This is a genomic window from Ruegeria sp. EL01, from assembly GCF_900313035.1.
In the GTDB taxonomy this organism is placed as follows: domain Bacteria; phylum Pseudomonadota; class Alphaproteobacteria; order Rhodobacterales; family Rhodobacteraceae; genus Ruegeria.
The window spans coordinates 1-19370 of record NZ_OMPS01000023.1; the positions used below are offsets into that span (position 1 = coordinate 1).

Consider the following 19370-nt stretch of genomic DNA (forward strand, 5'->3'; position numbering starts at 1 on the left):
GCTGACACTAGATCATCGGGCCGAAACCCTACTAGCGCGATATACAGACATTCAATCCGTCGAAAACGAACCAAACCGCCCACATATCTCTTCAGTTATCCATCAATGTCAAAGAACAAACACCCAAGACCCAAAATCAGACCGTAACGCCAATCCCTCAGCGCAACCGCCCAAATCATAACCTCAGATGCCCACCGTCTCTCCAGTGCGTCCAGCTGTCTCTCCAACCCGTCCGGCCGTCTCTCCGACCCGTCAGCACCACCTCAGTAGCGCCGGTGAAGGGGTATTTACGGATTAGGTCTGAGACCTGCAACCCCCATTTTGAAAAAACTTTACATTTCCGCACGGAAATTAGCGGAAGTTAATAATATCAATAAGTTAGGTTAATTATTTGGCTAAATCGAGCTTCGAGAGCCTTAACGAACACGGCCTCTCGGGTTTGAAATCTGGTGACCAGCCCTGAATCACTGATTCATTGACGCCGCATACTGCAAAAGAATACCGCCCGGAGTGATCCGGGCGGCTTCGAGTCATAGGTCCGTAAGGTGTCAGGTCAGATCAAACCGGTCGGCGTTCATAACTTTGTTCCAGGCAGAAACGAAATCGCAGACGAATTTGCCTTCTGCATCACCCTGACCATAGACCTCGGCCAAAGCGCGCAGTTGAGAGTTGGAGCCAAACACCAGGTCTACCCGTGTGCCGGTCCATTTCACCTGACCGCTGGCACGATCATGCCCTTCATAGACGCCTGCCTGATCGGAAGGTTTCCACTCCGTGCCCATATCCAGCAGGTTCTTGAAGAAGTCCGTGCTGAGTGTCCCTTCACGATCTGTGAATACACCATGGCGAGAGCCATCGCAGTTCGCCCCCAGAACACGCAGACCGCCAACAAGAACGGTCATCTCAGGCGCAGACAGGGATAGCAGTTGTGCCCTGTCGACCAGCAGTTCTTCTGGTGACACAGTGTATTCTGTCTTCTGATAGTTGCGGAATCCGTCAGCGGCTGGCTCCAGCATGGCGACTGAGTCCACATCCGTTTGGTCTTGCGATGCATCGGTTCTCCCCGGGGTGAACGGAACTTCCACGTCCTGGCCACCGGCTTTGGCTGCCTGTTCGATTGCCGCTGCGCCCGCCAGTACAATCAGATCGGCCAGCGAGACCTTCTTGTTGCCCGATTGCGCATCGTCATAGGCCTTCTGCACACCTTCCAGCGCGTCCAAGACCTTGGACAGTTTCAACGGCTCATTCACAGCCCAGTCTTTTTGCGGGGCAAGACGAATCCGGGCACCGTTGGCACCCCCACGCATGTCGGAGCCGCGGAAGGTCGAAGCTGAGGCCCAAGCTGTGGACACCAAATCCGAGACCGACAGGCCGGTTGCCACGATCTGCCCTTTCAGCGCGGCAATATCCGCATCATCGATCAGGTCGTGGTCCACAGCGGGGACGTTGTCCTGCCACAACAGTTCTTCGCTGGGGGCTTCCGATCCCAGGTACCGCGAACGTGGGCCCATATCCCGGTGCGTCAGCTTGAACCACGCGCGAGCAAAGGCTTCGGCCAGTTGGTCGGGATTCTCGTGGAACCGCTTTGAGATCGGGCCATAGATCGGATCCATGCGCATCGCCATGTCAGCGGTGGTCATCATAGTCTTGACCTTTTTCGACTGATCATGCGCCGCCGGGGCCATATCTTCTTCCTTGACCCCAACCGGTTCCCAGATCCACGCGCCCGAGGGGCTTTTAGTCAGGTTCCAGTCATAGCCGAAAAGAAGGTCGAAATAGCCATTGTCCCACCTGATCGGGTTTGCGGTCCAAGCGCCTTCGATCCCACTGGTGGTGGTGTCATCACCTTTGCCGCTGCCGAACTTGTTGATCCAACCGAGGCCCATCTCTTCGATGGCGGCGGCTTCGGGCTCGGCACCGACCAGATCAGGATCGCCAGCACCATGCGCTTTGCCAAAGGTGTGGCCACCAGCGACCAAAGCGACAGTTTCCTCGTCATTCATTGCCATCCGGGCAAATGTATCGCGGATATCACGACCCGAGGCCAAGATGTTCGGCTCTCCATCCGGGCCTTCGGGGTTCACATAGATCAAGCCCATCTGAACTGCGGCCAGTGGGTTTTCCAAGTCGCGTTCACCGGAGTAACGGCTGTTTGGGTTATCAGTCGGGGCCAACCATTCGGTTTCAGTACCCCAATAGATGTCTTCTTCGGGTTGCCAGATATCGGCACGACCGCCCGCGAAACCAAATGTTCTTCCACCCATCGATTCAATGGCGCAGTTGCCAGCCAGAATCATCAGATCGGCCCAGGAAATCTGGTTGCCGTATTTCTGTTTGATTGGCCACAGCAACCGGCGCGCCTTGTCCAGGTTGCCATTGTCCGGCCAGCTGTTCAGAGGTGCGAACCGCTGGTTCCCGGTCGAGCCGCCACCGCGACCATCTGCGGTGCGATACGTGCCAGCACTGTGCCAGGCCATACGGATAAACAGACCGCCATAGTGACCATAGTCCGCCGGCCACCAATCCTGAGAATCAGTCATCAGCGCATACAGATCTTCTTTCAGCGCTTTAAGGTCCAGCTTTTTGAACTCTTCAGCATAGTCGAACTGTTCACCCATCGGGTTCGATGCGGGCGCGTGCTGATGCAATATCGAAAGCTTCAGTTGATTTGGCCACCAATCCCGGTTTGACCGGGTCCCGGCACCATGCATTACCGGGCATCCGCCCGTGTTGGGGTTGTCACTTCCGTCCATATCGATCTCCACTCCTGGCTAAGTTCGGCTGCTTCGCGCGGTCAAATCTGTATTACACAAGATCTTAGGAAGATGTTGCTGCTGGCGAAATCCAGATCCGGGGCAATAAGCCCTGAATTTGGCGTTTCGGACATCAGCGACTCTGCAGTCTTGCTTCCTGTTAGCTATAGCAAACCCAAGCCATGCAAATAAGTTTTGTTTTCAGATTAATTCCATAGTTTTTAGTTATTGATTGCGGGCACTCCTAATCGACCGTTGTTTGGTATCGGTTCAGATAACCTTGGGTCACAAGTCAGGCTCGGTGATTGAAATTTCGCGCCATTCCGTCACGTTCAGTTCAGTCGAAACGTGACGTGGAACAGTTGTGCCATCTCCCTGACGCTTCACCAACGCGATCAAAAAGCTCGAACTCGGGCCCCATCTGGCAGGAAAATCAGGATGAAATTCGATTACGTGATCGTTGGAGGCGGATCTGCAGGCTGCGTTCTCGCCAATCGTCTCAGCGAAGACCCGGACAAAACCATCTGTCTTCTTGAGGCCGGAGGCAGTGGCAATAGTATCTTGGTCAGAATGCCCTCGGCCGTTGTTGCAGCCTTGCCTGGGCGGCCCAAAATCAACAACTGGGCTTTTGAGACGGTGCCGCAGCCCGGGCTGAACGGCCGTAAGGGGTATCAGCCTCGTGGCAAGGCCTTGGGCGGGTCGAGCGCGATCAATGCGATGCTTTATATACGCGGGCAGCAACAGGACTATGACGGATGGGCCGATCTGGGGTGTGAAGGCTGGGATTGGGACAGTGTGCTTCCCTACTTCAAGCGGTCCGAAAACAATGAACTTGGCGCAGACGGCATGCATGGCGACGATGGCCCGTTGCAGGTGTCTAACCAGAAAGAGCCGCGCCCGATCACCCACGCGTTCATCGAAGCCGCCGAGCAGTTACAGCACCGACGCAGAGAAGACTTTAATCGTGGCGACAACGAAGGGGCGGGCCTTTATCAGGTCACCCAATTCCATGATCCGGCAAAGAATGGCGAACGGTGTTCGGCGGCGGCAGCCTACCTCCTTCCGATCAAGGATCGGCCCAACCTGACGGTGATCACCCATGCCCATGCCAAAGAACTGACCTTTGAGGATAAACGTGCCACCGGTGTTGTTTACAAAAGGAAAGGCAAGGGCCGCGACATCACGGTTGAGGCCAGTCGCGAGGTCCTGATCTGTGCCGGTGCGCTAAAGTCGCCGCAATTGCTGCAACTGTCCGGAATCGGCGCGCCCGAGGACCTTGAGCAGCATGGGATCGCCATTCGTCATGCCCTGCCCGGCGTTGGAAAGAACCTGCAGGACCATCTGGATTTCATCCTCGCCTACAAAACCAAAGACACGGACACGTTCGGCATTGGCCCGGTCGGCGCGACGCGGTTTCTGCGACATCTGTGGCGATGGAGAAAGACAGGTGTGTCACTGGCGGCAACACCCTATGCCGAAGGGGCTGCGTTTCTGAAAACTTCACCCAGTCTGGACCGGCCAGATATTCAGCTGCATTTCACGATTGCCGTCGTTGATGATCACGCTCGCAAGCTGCATTACGGCTATGGGTATAGCTGTCATGTCTGCAAACTGCGTCCCGACAGCCGAGGTACCGTTGGCTTGCAAAGCGCCGACCGGTTTGCTCCGCCCGCCATTGATCCCGGTTACTTGTCTGATGACCGTGATCTGGACACGCTGATCAAAGGCGCCAAGATGATGCGCGATATTCTGGAAGCCCCAGCGCTGGCCAAATACCGGCACAAAGAGATGTTCGGGACCGACAAGATCGAAACAGATGCCGATTGGGAGAGCCACATACGCGCTCGCGCCGACACGATCTATCACCCGGTGGGCACATGCAAAATGGGCGTGGATGATTTGGCGGTGGTTGATCCGCAGCTGCGGGTACACGGGATAAAAGGCCTGCGGGTGGTCGATGCCTCGGTCATGCCAACGCTGATCTCGGGCAACACCAACGCGCCCACGATTATGATCGCCGAAAAAGCTGCTGATCTGATCAAAGCGGCGGCTCAGTGAGGCTTACAAACCTACGACTCCGCCATCAGGGCCTCTAGCCCAACCCGGTAGTTGGGAAACAGAAGCTGAACGCCCAATTCGTCTTTGATCCGATTGTTCCGGACACGTTTGTTTTCATTGTAAAAGCTGCGCGCCATGGGAGTCAGGTCTGCCTTATCAAAGGGAACAGCTGGAGGCAGCGGCAGGCCTTGCAACTCGGCGGCGTAACCGATCACGTCTTGTGGCGGCACGGGCTCATCATCGCAGACGTTGTATATCGCGCCTGGATGTGGCGCGACCATCGACGCCGCCAGGACCTGCGCGATGTCCGCCACGTGGATGCGCGAAAACACCTGCCCAGGTTTGATGATGCGCCGTAGCCCACCACGTTTCAGTTTGGAAAACGGACCGCGACCCGGACCATAGATGCCGGCAAGCCGAAAGATATGCACGGGCAAGCCAGGGATGCCTGACCATTGCTCTTCGGCCAGCATACGCCACTGGCCCCGCTTGGCCGTTGGCGTGGGCGGCGTAGTCTCATCCACCCAATCGCCTTGGTGATCCCCATAGACGGCGGTGGTCGACAGATACCCAACCCATTTGAATTGCCCGGCCCGCTTGGCGATCTCGTCGCCCAGCGCGGCCAGAACCGGGTCTCCATCTTCGTTTGGCGCTGTCGAGATCAACAGATGTGTCACCCCGTCCAGATCCGGTTGTTCTCCGGGCCACACCAACGGTTCGGCCCCTGAGGCGCGGATGGCTGCCGCGCCTTCGGTATCCCGAGTTGTCCCCAATATGCGCCACCCTTGCGGCGCCAGCGTGCGGGACAGGGCCTGAGCGGAATACCCGTGTCCAAATGAAAAAAGCGTGTTTGTCATACGTCCTTTGATGGTCTGCCATCGAAAGGGATGCAAGCGCCGCATGGACGCACTTGATTCGAATCCTCCTATGCGCCTTGATTGACCCATGAGCGACAAAACACCCAACCTGCATGCGGCCTATGCCCTAAAATCGCCTGAGGACAACAAGCGCCTCTATGGTGAATGGGCTGGGGATTATGACGCCGACTTCGCAGCGCGCGAAGACTATCAGCTGCATATTCACACCGCCCGCGCTTTTGTCGGTGCCGGGGGGCAGGGCCCGGTTCTGGATGTCGGTGCAGGTACCGGTCTGTGCGGCGTCGTTCTGGCCGGGTTGGGTGTCGGACCCATTGATGCAACGGACATCAGTTCGGAAATGCTGGACATGGCGATGCGCAAAGACATCTACCGTGATGCCATCGAGGCGGATCTGAACCTTGGTATCCCCGTTCCGCGCGAGAGTTATTCTGGCATCGTCTCATCCGGCACGTTCACCCATGGCCATCTGGGACCGGACGTATTGCCAGCCCTGTTGCGCGTTGCACGACCCGGCGCGCAGTTTGCCTTGTCGATCAATGCCCGGCATTTCGAAACATTCGGTTTTGCAGACGCCCTGCGCACGCTTGAGCGAGATCGGATTCAAAACCTGACCCTTCCTAAAACCCGCATCTATGGCGACCTCGCCGCTGGTGCCAACAAAGATGACACCGCCTTTATTGCCCTTTTTGAGCGAATCTAGCGGCCCTTCCAGACCGGGTCGCGTTTTTCGGCAAAGGCCTTAGCGCCTTCCAGATTATCCTCGGACCCGTACAACACATCAACGGTGGCCAACTGGCGTCGCGTGATGCGGTTCATGATGTCCTGGAACTTCGCATCCTCCGCCTCGCGCACGATTTCCTTGATGGCCGCATAAACAAGAGGTGGGCCGCTTGCCAACAGGCGCGCTTGCTCCCACGCTCGGTCCATCAGCTGATCCGCTGGCACGATCTCATTCACAAGACCCCAGCGATGCGCTTCGTCCGCGTCAAACCAACGGCCGGTCAGCAGCAATTCCATCGCGATGTGATACGGGATGCGCTTGGGCAGCTTGACACTGGCGGCGTCGGCCACCGTTCCGGATCGAATCTCGGGTAGGGCGAAGGTCGCATGATCGGCAGCGATAATCATATCCGCACTCAACGCCAGTTCTAACCCGCCACCGCAGGCAATTCCGTTCACAGCCGCAATCACCGGTTTGTTCATATGGCGCAATTCCTGCAATCCGCCAAAGCCGCCCACGCCATAGTCACCATCGACCGCATCCCCGTCTGCCGCGGCTTTTAGATCCCAACCGGGGCAAAAGAACTTTTCTCCGGCACCGGTCAGGATGGCCACGCGCAAATCCGGATCATCGCGGAAATCGCGGAACACTTCACCCATGGCGCGGCTTGTGACCAGATCAATCGCGTTGGCTTTTGGCCGGTCCAGTGTCACTTCCAGAATGGCACCGTCACGGCGGGTTTTGATCGGGGTCATGAGCTTGCCTTTCGGATCAGAGCATCCACTGCAACCGCCCCATCGGCAGTACAGATCAGCGGGTTGATTTCAACTTCTTCGACTGTTGCCGCATTGGCAATCACATACTTCTGCACAGCGTCGACAGCGTCCAGTATCGCGCCCATATCGGCCGCCGGTTTGCCCCGATACCCGACAAGCAAGGGGGCACAGGTTAAGCGGTTCATCGCCTCCTGAACAGCCATCCGCGATGACGGGATCAGCACAGACACCGTGTCGCGTAGTATTTCGGTGAGAACACCGCCAGCCCCAAGGGTCAGAACAAACCCATGCGCCGGATCACGGGTGACACCCACCAAAAGTTCAGCAACTGCACCATCGGCCATTTCTTCGATCAGCACCTCGTCTGTCCCAATTGCGTGGGCTGTTTCCAACAGATCGGATGCCTGCACGCCAAGTCGCACTGCATTATGTTCTGATTTATGCGCGAGCCCCACGCCTTTGACCGCAAAGGGGCCGCTCAGATCCAATCCGGCCTGACCCGCGTCTTCAGCACTCACAACAGCGCTGCGGGGCACTGGCAGACCAAATGCGGCCAAGGACGCTTTGGCTTCTGCTTCTGTCAGCACCTGATCGACTGAGGCCTCCGCTGGCAGCAGCACCGGTTCCGATGGGTTTGGCAACGGTCGCGCTGCAGCCTCGATTGCGGACAGCGCTTCGTGAAGCCCGGCAAAGGGCACAACGCCGCCGTCCAACAAACGCTGCGCAACGGGTTCCGGCATCAACTCGGGCAAAGTTGCGGTCATGGCGAAAGGCCGTCCCGTTTGTTCGACACAGTTCAGCACGGCTTGCGTTGCACATTCCCAATCTGTTGGGTCGGTGTGGGGGTAGTCGACAATTGTCATGGTCAGGGCTTTGTCCGGCCCCGTCAGGCTTGACCACGCCCGGGTCATCGCGTCCGGGTCACGCCAGATATAGGTGTGGTAGTCCAATGGATTTGCCAATGCCACCATTGGGCCAAGGGCCGCGCGCAAGGCGGTATGTTGGCTGTCTGTCAAAGGTGGGAAATGCAGGTCACGTCCTTCGGCCATATCCGCAGACAGGCTCGCCTCGCCACCCGAACAGCTGATCATGCCCAAACCATTTCCTTCCAGTCGCCCGGTGACATGCAGCAACTTCAGGCATTCCAGAAAGCTTGGGATGTCGTCCAGACGCGCAATTCCCAACCGGTCCAGAAAAGCCTGCGCTCCGGCATCGCCACCCGCCAGTGACGCCGTATGCGAAATCGTCGCCGCCTGCGCGTGATCCGAGCGTCCCATTTTCAAAGCGATGATGGGAACCCCCCGGATGCGCGCCTTTTGGGCCAGGGCTTCCCACTTCCGTAGATCACCAAAGCCTTCGATGTGAACGCCTATTGCGGTGATCCGGTCATCGTCCAACAGAGCCGAGGCAATCTCGGCCTGGTGTGTCTGCGCCTGATTTCCGCAGGTCAGCATAAACGCCAGTGGCAACGCCCGGCGCTGCATGGTCATGTTGATGGCTATGTTCGAGCTTTGCGTCAGGATTGCAACGCCACGTTCGACTGGTTTCATACCATGTTGATCGGGCCAAACGGCAGTCCGGGTCAGGCCATTGATGAACCCGTAACAATTGGGACCAAGGAGGGGCATATCCCCAGCGGCCGCGATCAATTGCGCCTGAAGATCAGCAGCCTGATCATCCTCGGCGCGTGCCTCAGTAAACCCTGAGGCAAAACAAACAGCCCCACCTGCACCCGCAGCGGACAATGCAGACACTGCGGAAACGCTTGCGTACCGGTTTATTCCAACAAACGCCACGTCCGCGGCCCGAGGCAGATCTTCGATGCTTGCAAACGCCCGAATACCCCCGACCTGTTCGGCCCTGGGGTGAACCGGCCAGATTTCTCCGTCAAACCCGAACTTTTGGGCCTGAGAAATCACTTCGGCACACCAGGCGCCGCCGCCGATGACGGCCAACGAGGATGGATTCAGAATGCGCCTCAACGCCATCAGGCACCCAGCGCCCGCAGCAAGTCGCGGCTGATGATGTGGCGTTGAATCTCGCTGGTCCCGTCCCAGATCCGCTCGACCCGCGCATCGCGCCAGAAGCGCTCCAGCGGATAATCATCCATAAGTCCCATGCCACCGTGGACCTGAATGGCCGCATCTGTCACGCGCGCGAGCACCTCTGAGGCATAAAGCTTGGCTGAAGCAATCTCACGATTTGCCGGCAACCCTTTGTCCAAGCGATCAGCCGCTGCCAGCGTCAGCAAGTCTGCGGCATCGATTTCGGTGATCATGTCGGCGATCTGGAAAGATACGCCCTGAAACTTGCCGATCTTCTGGCCGAACTGCTCGCGCGTTGCGGCATAGTCCAGCGCGTAGTCAAATGCGCGGCGGGCCCGACCAACCGACATGGCCGCGACGGTAATACGCGTGGCATACAACCATGTGTTCATCACATCGAAGCCGCCATCGACTTCGCCCAGAACCTGCGAATCCGACAAGCGACAATCGTCGAAATCCAGCACCATGTTCTTATAGCCACGGTGGCTTACCGACTTGTACCCGTCACGGATTGTGAAACCAGGCGTGCCACGGTCCACCAGAAACGCTGTGATCCGCTTTTTCGGGCCTTTGGGTGTCTGATCTTCGCCTGTCGCAATGAAGACAATGATGAAATCCGCGTGTTCAGCACCCGAGATGAAATGCTTGGTCCCGTTGACCACCCAATCACCGCCATCTCGCACCGCCGCGCATTTCATGCCGCGCACATCGGATCCCGCGCCGGGCTCGGTCATGGCCAGCGCGTCCATCTTTTCCCCGCGCACCGCAGGCATCAGATACCGCTCGACCTGATCGCCCTCGCAGGCCATCAGAATGTTTTGAGGGCGCCCAAAGAAATGGTTCAACGCCATCGAGCCGCGTCCCAATTCCCGCTCGACCAGAGCGAATTCCAGATGGTTCAGGCCGGCACAACCAACGCTTTCGGGAAAATTGCAGGCGTAAAAGCCCAGCTCGATGGTCTTGCGCTTGATCTCATCCGCGATGTCTTGCGGCACTTCGCCAGTGCGTTCGACCAGTTCCTCATGCGGGTAGATCTCGTTTTCGACAAAACTGCGAACGGTCGAAGCGATCATCTCCTGTTCTTCGGACAAGCCATATTGCATCTGAATTCTCCACATCTGGGCGTGCCCATATCGTGACTGGCATTGAACCGAGTAGCATGCTGGAATAGACATTCATCATGCAGAAATGGAAAAAATCTCACTCTGCGCCGCGGCAAATCGGTGTGCTGTTGTTCGACGGGTTTTCGAACCATTGTCTTGCCAACACGGTCGAGCCGTTGCGCGCAGCTAACATGCTGTCAGGGCGCCGTTTGTATGATTGGAAGTTTCTGTCTTTGGCTGCTGGGCCTGTGACGTCATCCTCGGGTCTGCAAGTCGCTCCGCATGGAACGCTTCAAACCTCCGACGGTAACATGCTGATGGTGATGCCGTCTTATGGCTTTCGCACGCACAGCGGTTGGCAAACTCTTGCTGGGTTGAGAGCGGCGGCTGAACGTTTCGATACGCTCGTTGGGCTGGACACAGGCAGTTGGCTGCTTGCGCTCGCAGGCCTGCTGGACGGCTACCGCGCAACCATTCACTGGGAGGAACTTACAGGGTTCACCGAACGCTTCCCCGAAGTGGATGCTGTCCGTGAGCGATACGTTGTCGACCACGACCGCATCACCTGTTCCGGCGCGATGGCGGCGTTTGATCTGGTGCTGCATTTGATTGGGCGGGATCAGGGGCAGGCGTTGGCCCTGGAGGTAGCACAACTGTTCATGACGCGGGACTCCGCACGCTCGCATTCGGGCGGGGCGGGTGCGACCACCGGGTACGTCAACAAAGCGCTGGCCCTGATGCAGGAGCATCTGGAAGCGCCCTTGCCAGTCTCCGAAATCGCTAAAAGGGTTGGCCGCTCGCAAAAAGCCCTGTCCATACGAATGCAGGCAGAGTTGGGTGCTGGCCCGGCCCAGGTCTACCGCCGTCTCAGGCTGAATCTGGCCCGCAAACTGGTGAACGAAACGGACCTGACAGTCGGAGAGGTTGCCCTGCGCGCCGGGTATGATGACCCCAGCGCGTTGACCCGTGCCTTCAAAGCAGAATTCGGGGTTACGCCACGCACCTTGCGGGCGCGCTAAGTATACATCTGCCTTTTGTAGGCCCGTGTTCGAGTTGTCGCCTCGGCCGAGCCGTCATGATAGGTTCCGAACCACTTGTCGAACGGGATCTCGGATGTGCCGTAATTGCACTCGAAATACCGATGATGCAGCTGGTGAAAGAAATCCCCTGCACGTGCTGCATCCGTGTCTCCGGCGCGCAGCTTTTCGAACCCTGAATGGGACAGAACCGGGCTGACCTGCTGGAAAGACGCGTGAAACAGCAGGTGCAACGGATGTGACGGCACGATCAGGTGGATGAAATATGTCGTGAAGTAGAGGAAATTCTCGAACCAGTGGTTCGAAATCCCTGACCACGGACCGGTATTAACGTTGCGGTGATGCACCGCGTGGACATGTTTGTAGAGCTTGGGGTGATGCTCTAACCGGTGGACCCAATAGAAATGCAGCCCCGACCACATAGGGATGAATATCATCCAGATCACAAACCAAACAGGTGCGCTGGCCCAAGTGATGGTTGGGACATAACCGTTGGCCATCGCCCAATAGATCACCCACTGATAGACGGTTGCCACAGTCATCGCGCTGCCCAGCGTCCACCAGATATTGTCCAGAACCTGATTGCGGAAGGTGAAGGTGCCATTGTCGCGGGTCAGATCTCGGCGATCGAATTTTTTGTACTTGCCCTGACCTTTGCGCATGTACAGCCACCAATGCAGGCCACCTGCGACTAAGATCTGTGGCACCATGTTCAGCAACCAGATGCGAAACATCCAACCAGGTGCAAAGCTCTGCATCGACTCTAATCCGGGGAAAAATAGCAGATAGGCTGTCACGGCCAACACCATGCACAGCGTCAAGGCCGTGATCTGCAGCCATGCGCCGCTGTACCACTTCAGCACAGACGCAGGGCGTGGTGGCCACTTGAACAGCGGGTTCAAACTCACCGGTCCTTCAGGACGGTAGTTCCAGCGGGCGGCTTCGGGATCCGGAGCGGCGTCGGTCATGGCAGTCACTCTGTAGCGTGGTCAGGTTGCGTAATCCGATCCTTCGACATCGAGCATCGCCTTGATCTCTCGCAGATGCGCCTCGGCCTGATCGGGGTAATCATCCAGTTCTTGTGCTGTCTTCTCGGCGATCGCATTCGGCAGCACGCGCAACGGCTGGCCCGTTTGCAGCGCACGGATGTATGTTTCGGCGGCTCGTTCGAAATAATAGAGTCTGTTAAAGGCATCTGCAGGGTCACTGCCAATAATCAGAACCCCGTGATTGCCCATGATCATGACCTTTTTCATCGGATCGGAGAGCATTGAGGCGCAGCGTTCGCCTTCGCTTTCAAAAGCCAACCCGCCGAATTCATTGTCAACAACATAGCGGTTGTAAAAGGTCGCGGTGTTCTGATCGATTGGTGGCAGGGTGCTATCGGCCAGCGAAGCCAGCACGGTCGCGAAAATCGAATGCACATGCATAACGCAGCGCGCATGGCTGCAATGGCGATGGATAGAACCATGTAACCCCCAGGCGGTCGGATCCGGCGCGCCTGGTTGGGTCATGACGTCGGGGTCTTTCGCATCAAGAAACAACAAGTCAGAGGCCCGGATACGTGCGAAATGCATCTGGTTGGGGTTCATCAGGAACTGGGTACCATCGTCATTCACCGCAAGGCTGAAATGATTGGCCACGCCCTCATGCATGTTCAGCCGTTCAGTCCAGCGAAAGGCGGCCGCCAAATCCACGCGCTCGGACCAATGATTGATATTGGGACGCAGGCTGGCGACACTCATGGCGGGACTCCTTTGGTGACTGGTGTTCCCAAAACCGTGCCTCCAGTCGACGGGTTTGACCAACGAAAAAATCGCGGCTATGCCATTAGCTGAGCTTATGTTGAGGTTATACCGATGCAGAAACCACTTCCGCCCTTGGGTTGGCTGCGCACGTTCGAGGCCGCCGCACGGAACCTGTCCTTTACCGGCGCGGCCCGTGATCTGAACATGACACAGAGCGCCGTCAGCCAGCAGATCAAGTCCCTGGAAGGCCATCTTGGGCAACCCTTGTTCTTGCGGCGACCAAAGGCACTTGAGCTGACAGAGGCGGGCATCACCTATCTGCCTGTGGTGCGCGAGGCGTTCCGGACACTGGTGCGGGGAACACAGGCCATAACTGGCGCGCAACAGGATGCCGTTCAAGTGCAGTGCAACATCAGCTTCGCGGTAAACTGGTTGGCCCCACGCCTGCCTGCCTTTCGGATCGAATATCCGGACGTGCGGCTCAACATCTTTACCGAGCTATGGGAGCCGCGCGAAATGGCCGACGGTGCAGCCGTCGAAATCCGGTTCTCTCTACGGCCAGCCGACACCGTGCGAGTTGAGTTGCTACGCACCGAGCACTATTACCCAGTCTGCGCGCCTGGCTTTGAGGTCTCATTGGACAATTTGCACCAGCAACCCATGTTCGACTGTTCTAACCTATTGTCAAATTGGTCCAGTTGGGCCGAAGAACAGGGTCTAGTGTGGGAGAATCCGCCGATAACCTACGCGACAACCTATCTGGTTTGCCTATCTGTCGCCATGGCCGGAGGTGGCCTATGCCTTGCCCATGATACCATCGCGCGTCACCTGGTCGATCAGGGCTTGCTGGTCGCCCCATTTGAACATCGCGCGCCCATGCCCGAGGCGTATTACCTGCTCTTGTCCCCCCAGGCCGAAGAAACACCTGGTGCGGTTGCCTTTGCAAATTGGGTACGACGCGAAATAGAATTGGACAGGATTGTTCAAAAGCACCCATGACGGTCTCCCGCCCCTCATCAATGCCCCTTGGGACATCTCTTCTGGTTGGGCCAAGCAGCGCTCGCGCGCTGCGGATGTGCCAGCCTCGCAGGGCTGTGCCAAAGGTTTGTGATGATTTGATGATATGAAAATACCGGGGTTGCACCTGACCGCACATTCAGGAAAGTTGGGCCATGGAATACACGCCTTTCCCAAGTTGGCCCGATGTCGCCCCTCGTTTGATCGCAGTTGCAGCCGGACGCGAGGCTGCGGATATGGTAATTCGCGGCGGCATTTGGGTGAATGTTCACAGTCGGGAGCTGTTGCCCGACCACTCTGTCGCGATTGCAGAGGGGCGCATCGCCTTTGTGGGCCCCGATGCCGACCATTGCACCGGACCGGATACACAGATCATCGACGCGCAAGGGCTTTATATCCTGCCTGGCCTGTGCGATGCGCATATGCATATCGAATCCGGTTTGCTGACACCTGCGGAGTTTGCTGCGGCGGTCATACCACATGGCACAACGTCGATGTTTACCGACCCGCATGAGATCGCCAATGTGTTGGGTCTGGACGGTGTCCGCATGATGCATGACGAAGCGATGATGCAGCCGGTCAATATCTTCACGCAGATGCCATCCTGCGCACCGTCTGCGCCCGGGCTGGAAACCACAGGATATGAAATCACGCCCGAGGATGTGACTGAAGCGATGTCCTGGCCTGGGATCATCGGGCTGGGCGAGATGATGAATTTCCCCGGGGTGATCCATGGCGACCCGAAGATGCTGGCAGAGATTGCCGCCACCCAGCGGGCAGGAAAGACAGTCGGCGGACACTATGCATCCCCTGATTTAGGGTCTGGTTTTGCCGCTTATGTTGCAGGCGGCCCCGCCGATGATCACGAAGGTACTTGTGAGGCAGATGCAATCGCGCGGGTGCGTCAAGGGATGCGGTCGATGATGCGGCTGGGCTCGGCCTGGTATGATGTGGAAAGTCAGATCACAGCGGTGACAGAAAAGGGTTTGGATCCGCGAAACTTCATCTTGTGCACAGATGATTGCCACTCAGGCACTCTGGTCAATGACGGGCATATGAACCGCGTGGTGCGCCATGCGATTGCCTGCGGGTGCGATCCGCTGATTGCCCTGCAGATGGCGACGATCAATACGGCCACTCACTTCGGGCTGGAGCGCGAGATCGGCTCAGTCACGCCCGGCCGTCGTGCGGATGTGATCCTGAGTTCCGATCTAACCGAGCTGCCCGTCGAAATGGTCATCGCGCGCGGTCAGGTTGTGGCCGAGGATGGCGCGATCACGGTAGATTGCCCTCATCTGAACTGGCCGGACACGGCCCGCAACACTGTGCATTTGGGTCACGCGCTGACCGAAACCGACTTTGAGATCGCCGCGCCCGCTGGCGCGAACCGGGTGCAGGCCAATGTGATTGGCGTCGTCGAAAATCAGGCCCCCACCAAAGCTTTGAAGGCCGAGCTGCCCATTATCGGCGGGTTGGTCGAAGGCGAAGACGGGGTCTGCCAGATTGCACTGGTGGAACGCCATCAGGCGACCGGGGGGGTCACCAATGCCTTTGTCTCGGGGTTCGGGTATGAGGGTAAGATGGCCATGGCCTCGACCGTGGCGCATGACAGCCACCATATGATTGTCGTGGGAACCGACCGCGAACAGATGGCGCTGGCGGCGAACCGGCTGGCCGAGGTGGGTGGCGGCATCACCATTTTCCGCGATGGTCAGGAACAAGCGCTGGTCGAGCTGCCGATAGCTGGCTTGATGTCGGATAGCCCCGCCGATGAGGTTGCCGCAAAGGCAGAAAAAATGGTCGAGGCGATGCAAGCCTGTGGCTGCAGCCTCAACAACGCATATATGCAGCATTCCCTGCTGGCTTTGGTTGTGATCCCCGAATTGCGGATCTCAGACCTCGGGCTAGTGGATGTGCGTACGTTTGAAAAAATTGAACTTCTGGAACCACTGGCATGACAACAATAATAACACATGAAGCCCTTAGCCCCGACAGTTTCACAGATCCTGTGGCCGCCGTCGCGCGACTGGAAGAGCTGTATTCCAAGGCGACCGAGTTCCTGTGCGAGAGCTTCTCAAAAGCGATGACCGAAGGCGCACCGTCCGAGCGGTATCGCGCCTACTACCCCGAACTACGGATCAAGACATCCTCTTACGCGCAGGTCGACAGCCGGCTTAGCTTCGGTCACGTTTCCGAACCCGGCACGCATGCGATTACGATAACCCGGCCTGATCTGTTTCGGGCCTATCTGACACAGCAAATTGCTCTGCTGATCAAGAACCATGATCAACCCGTCACCGTTGGCTTGTCGAAAACACCCATTCCGCTGCATTTTGCGGTTGCGAACAACACCGATCTGGCGGCGCTGAACCAAGGTCCGGCAGGGTTCACATTGCGCGATGTCTTTGATGTTCCGGACCTGAACACCACCAATGACGACATCGTCAACGGGGTCCACGAGAATGACGATGGTGCCGGTCCGCTGGCGCTGTTCACAGCGCAACGGGTCGACTATTCCCTTGCGCGATTGTCTCACTACACCGCGACAGATCCAAGCCATTTCCAGAACCACGTTCTGTTTACAAACTACCAGTTCTACGTCTCGGAATTCGAAAACTATGCGCGGGAACAGCTGGCCGACCCAGATAGCGGCTATACCAGCTTTGTCTCGACCGGAAATGTCGAGATTACTGAACCGGATGCAACCCTGGAACAACCGCTGAAACTGCCGCAGATGCCAACCTATCATCTGAAACGCGCGGATGGGTCGGGGATCACGCTGGTCAATATCGGTGTTGGCCCGTCCAATGCAAAAACCGCCACGGACCATATCGCGGTATTGCGACCGCACGCCTGGTTGATGGTCGGGCATTGCGCCGGGCTGCGCAACACCCAGGCCTTGGGCGATTTCGTTCTCGCGCATGCGTATCTGCGCGAAGACAAGGTTCTGGATGATGACCTGCCGGTCTGGGTTCCGATCCCGCCGCTGGCCGAGGTTCAGGTGGCATTGGAGCACGCGGTGGCCGAGGTCACCGAACTGGAAGGGTATGAGCTCAAGCGGATCATGCGCACAGGCACTGTGGCTTCCGTTGACAATCGCAACTGGGAATTGCGTGATCAATCCGGCCCGGTGCAACGCCTCAGCCAATCGCGGGCGATTGCGCTGGATATGGAAAGCGCAACGATCGCCGCCAATGGTTATCGGTTCCGGGTTCCTTATGGCACTTTGCTCTGCGTGTCAGACAAGCCGCTGCATGGCGAATTGAAGTTGCCAGGCATGGCGTCGTCCTTCTATACAACCCAGGTCAGCCGCCATCTGGCCATTGGAATACGGGCGATGGAACACCTGCGCGGCATGCCGTTAGAGCGTTTGCACAGCCGGAAATTGCGGTCTTTCGACGAAACCGCCTTCCTCTGACGCAAAAAAGCAACGAATCCCCCATATTTTTAGGGCTTTTGTCGCTACTATTCGTTGTGTTCGCCCACAATATACCGTTACAGTTACGCGGTGAGGCCCTATTTATCGGGCACGTTAAGGAGACCAAGAAATGGCAAAGCCTATGACTAAGACTCAGCTGGTGGCTGCTCTCGCTGAGGAAATGGGAACCGACAAGAAAGCTGCGAACGCAGCGTTGGAGGCCATGACCGGCCTGATCACCCGCGAAGTTTCGGCCGGTGGTGCAGTGACTCTGCCCGGCGTCGGCAAAATCTACTGCCGCGAACGCCCCGAGCGCATGGTACGCAACCCCGCCACAGGCGAACAGTTCAAGAAGGAAGCGGACAAAGTGGTCAAGATGACCATTGCGAAAGCTCTGAAGGACAGCGTGAACGGCTGATTTCAGCTTTCATGAGAAACGATTGAGGGTCGCCTTCGGGTGACCCTTTTTCGTTTGGATGTTAGAAAAAGTGCGGGCGAATTGCGTAGCCTATCTATCGTGTTGGTCCGCTTTGAGCCCTTAGTCACCTCTCTGGCTCCTTGCTGATCACGGTCGAAACGGCTCGTGTTACGCGACTTTGAGTAAGAGCTATCGCACCCAAAACCAGTGCGCAGGCGATCGCTTGTGCACCCGTGATAACTTCACCGAAGGCAAGAACGCCAACGGCAAACATTGTTGGCAGTTCAATGCTGCCAATGACAGCAGTGCGCGTCGCGCCGATGACTGGTGAACAAACAGTGTAAATCAGCTGTGGAATAAGCGCCGTCACAAGGCCGATTCCGACAATTAGAAACCAGTCGTTCCCACCTTTTGGTAGGACTTCGCCGACCTCGGATGAGAGAATGAGGGGCGCAAGACCAATGACCGATCCAAGCGAGACTGACGCTATTCTGGCCAAAGGGGCAATGCGCGACAGGCGGTGCACGAGAACACATATGCCAAAGCCAAATCCAAAAGGTGCCGCCAATGAGACGAGCAGCGTTGGAATTTGGTCTGGAGGCACAGATGTCGGAGACCCTGCAATTATCGCAGCAATAACAATCAATCCAGCCGCAACAAGGCTGCGCCGCGTCGGTTGATCGCCAAAAAGCGCCCACGCGATGATAATCGTGAACACTGGGTAAGTCATATAGAGAACGCCAACCGTCGATGCAGGAACTGTCTCCAGCGCGGTGACATAGCCTACCCAGCCAAGCCCCATTACTGCTCCTGCAACCATACCCCAGACGATTTCCCGCCATTTTGAGTGATGCATTAGGAGTGCTGGCAACAGGATAATCGCAGCCAATATGTACCGATAAAAAGCAACCGCGTATGGAGCGAGACCTTGATCGGTGAGCCCACGGCTAAAGTACGGTACAAAGCCAAAACAGATGGATGCAAAAAGCACACCGGCAACTGCAAGGGCATAGGTTGTGGCGTTCCGCTTGGCTGAGGTTAGTTTGTCCATCTCTGATGATTATCACTCAACACTATGGTTGGCATCGTCAAACTAAACGAACGGCAGCAAAGTCTAAGGTTTGTGGCTGCTGTCAGCGTGAGCTGCAGCGGCGATAAATCTGACAAGGAGGAAAGCGCGGGCGGCTTTCGCTGCTATGGGGATAGTGGCTCGAGGCTTGGTTGGCGGATGCCATGACGCTTGAGGCTGACGACACCGATCCGTGCCGGCCAGCTGATCTTTCTGGGCCCATGCCGCGGGATCGTCATTTTGCTGTTGCCATTGGCCTGCTGCAACGTGGGTTTCGGTGGAGTGGCCGCAACGACTGGTCCGGTGCCTGCTGATGGTGGAACCAGGTG

16 protein-coding genes are annotated in these 19370 nt (G+C 57.3%); 7 read left to right on the top strand and 9 right to left on the bottom strand.

The window, feature by feature from the left end; translation table 11 throughout:
* Positions 1-548 precede the first annotated feature (548 nt).
* Positions 549-2753 carry a catalase/peroxidase HPI gene (gene katG / locus D9K61_RS10990; RefSeq protein ID WP_120633316.1) on the bottom strand — a complete coding sequence of 735 codons (2205 nt, stop codon included), beginning with the start codon at positions 2751-2753 and terminating at the stop codon, positions 549-551.
* A gap of 438 nt (positions 2754-3191) precedes the next feature.
* On the opposite strand from katG, the gene D9K61_RS10995 reads away from it, so the two are divergent.
* Positions 3192-4811: a GMC family oxidoreductase gene (locus D9K61_RS10995; protein ID WP_120633304.1), complete on the top strand. Its 1620-nt coding sequence runs from the start codon at positions 3192-3194 to the stop codon at positions 4809-4811.
* An 11-nt stretch (positions 4812-4822) separates the two neighbouring features.
* Here D9K61_RS10995 and D9K61_RS11000 read toward each other — a convergent pair whose 3' ends face one another.
* A complete protein-coding gene (locus tag D9K61_RS11000) occupies positions 4823-5668 on the bottom strand; it encodes an SDR family oxidoreductase (RefSeq protein WP_120633317.1) in 846 nt (281 codons plus the stop codon).
* A gap of 88 nt (positions 5669-5756) precedes the next feature.
* Between D9K61_RS11000 and D9K61_RS11005 the strand changes: the two genes are divergently transcribed.
* Positions 5757-6389 carry a class I SAM-dependent methyltransferase gene (locus tag D9K61_RS11005; RefSeq protein WP_120633305.1) on the top strand — a complete coding sequence of 211 codons (633 nt, stop codon included), beginning with the start codon at positions 5757-5759 and terminating at the stop codon, positions 6387-6389.
* Here the strand turns inward: D9K61_RS11005 and D9K61_RS11010 are convergent.
* Genes D9K61_RS11010 through D9K61_RS11020 form a run of 3 tightly spaced genes read right to left on the bottom strand, consistent with a single transcriptional unit; the run spans position 6386 to position 10334 of the window.
* Entirely contained in the window at positions 6386-7165 is a 780-nt protein-coding gene (locus D9K61_RS11010; RefSeq protein WP_120633306.1) for a carnitinyl-CoA dehydratase, read from the bottom strand. The two genes, D9K61_RS11005 and D9K61_RS11010, sit on opposite strands and share 4 nt — an antisense overlap.
* On the bottom strand, positions 7162-9174 hold the full coding sequence (locus D9K61_RS11015; RefSeq protein ID WP_120633307.1) for an acetate--CoA ligase family protein: 2013 nt from the start codon (positions 9172-9174) through the stop codon (positions 7162-7164). Before D9K61_RS11015 ends, D9K61_RS11010 begins: the two co-directional genes overlap by 4 nt.
* Complete coding sequence (locus tag D9K61_RS11020; protein ID WP_120633308.1) at positions 9174-10334, bottom strand: acyl-CoA dehydrogenase family protein; 1161 nt, start codon at positions 10332-10334, stop codon at positions 9174-9176. The genes D9K61_RS11015 and D9K61_RS11020 overlap by 1 nt, the downstream gene beginning before the upstream one ends.
* 77 nt (positions 10335-10411) lie before the next feature.
* On the opposite strand from D9K61_RS11020, the gene D9K61_RS11025 reads away from it, so the two are divergent.
* Positions 10412-11353: a GlxA family transcriptional regulator gene (locus D9K61_RS11025; RefSeq protein ID WP_120633309.1), complete on the top strand. Its 942-nt coding sequence runs from the start codon at positions 10412-10414 to the stop codon at positions 11351-11353.
* Here D9K61_RS11025 and D9K61_RS11030 read toward each other — a convergent pair.
* Positions 11350-12339, bottom strand: a complete 990-nt coding sequence (locus D9K61_RS11030; RefSeq protein ID WP_120633310.1) for a sterol desaturase family protein — start codon at positions 12337-12339, stop codon at positions 11350-11352. The two genes, D9K61_RS11025 and D9K61_RS11030, sit on opposite strands and share 4 nt — an antisense overlap.
* A 21-nt stretch (positions 12340-12360) precedes the next feature.
* Complete coding sequence (locus D9K61_RS11035) at positions 12361-13116, bottom strand: class II aldolase and adducin N-terminal domain-containing protein (RefSeq protein ID WP_120633311.1); 756 nt, start codon at positions 13114-13116, stop codon at positions 12361-12363.
* Positions 13117-13230: 114 nt separating this feature from the next.
* Between D9K61_RS11035 and D9K61_RS11040 the strand changes: the two genes are divergently transcribed.
* From D9K61_RS11040 to D9K61_RS11055, 4 genes are all read left to right on the top strand, one after another.
* Positions 13231-14118 (top strand): LysR family transcriptional regulator, encoded by an 888-nt coding sequence (locus tag D9K61_RS11040; RefSeq protein WP_120633312.1) that lies wholly within the window; start codon positions 13231-13233, stop codon positions 14116-14118.
* Between the two features lie 173 nt (positions 14119-14291).
* On the top strand, positions 14292-16094 hold the full coding sequence (gene ade, locus D9K61_RS11045; RefSeq protein ID WP_120633313.1) for an adenine deaminase: 1803 nt from the start codon (positions 14292-14294) through the stop codon (positions 16092-16094).
* A complete protein-coding gene (locus tag D9K61_RS11050) occupies positions 16091-17554 on the top strand; it encodes an AMP nucleosidase (RefSeq protein WP_120633314.1) in 1464 nt (487 codons plus the stop codon). Before ade ends, D9K61_RS11050 begins: the two co-directional genes overlap by 4 nt.
* A gap of 130 nt (positions 17555-17684) precedes the next feature.
* The gene (locus D9K61_RS11055; protein WP_039533371.1) at positions 17685-17972 is read left to right on the top strand and encodes an HU family DNA-binding protein; all 288 of its coding nucleotides are present in this window, start codon (positions 17685-17687) and stop codon (positions 17970-17972) included.
* A gap of 124 nt (positions 17973-18096) precedes the next feature.
* Here the strand turns inward: D9K61_RS11055 and D9K61_RS11060 are convergent, their stop codons facing one another.
* Complete coding sequence (locus tag D9K61_RS11060) at positions 18097-19023, bottom strand: DMT family transporter (RefSeq protein ID WP_120633315.1); 927 nt, start codon at positions 19021-19023, stop codon at positions 18097-18099.
* A gap of 143 nt (positions 19024-19166) precedes the next feature.
* Positions 19167-19370, bottom strand: a 204-nt coding sequence (locus tag D9K61_RS27305; protein ID WP_216825786.1) for a hypothetical protein, incomplete at its 5' end; no start/stop codon positions are given.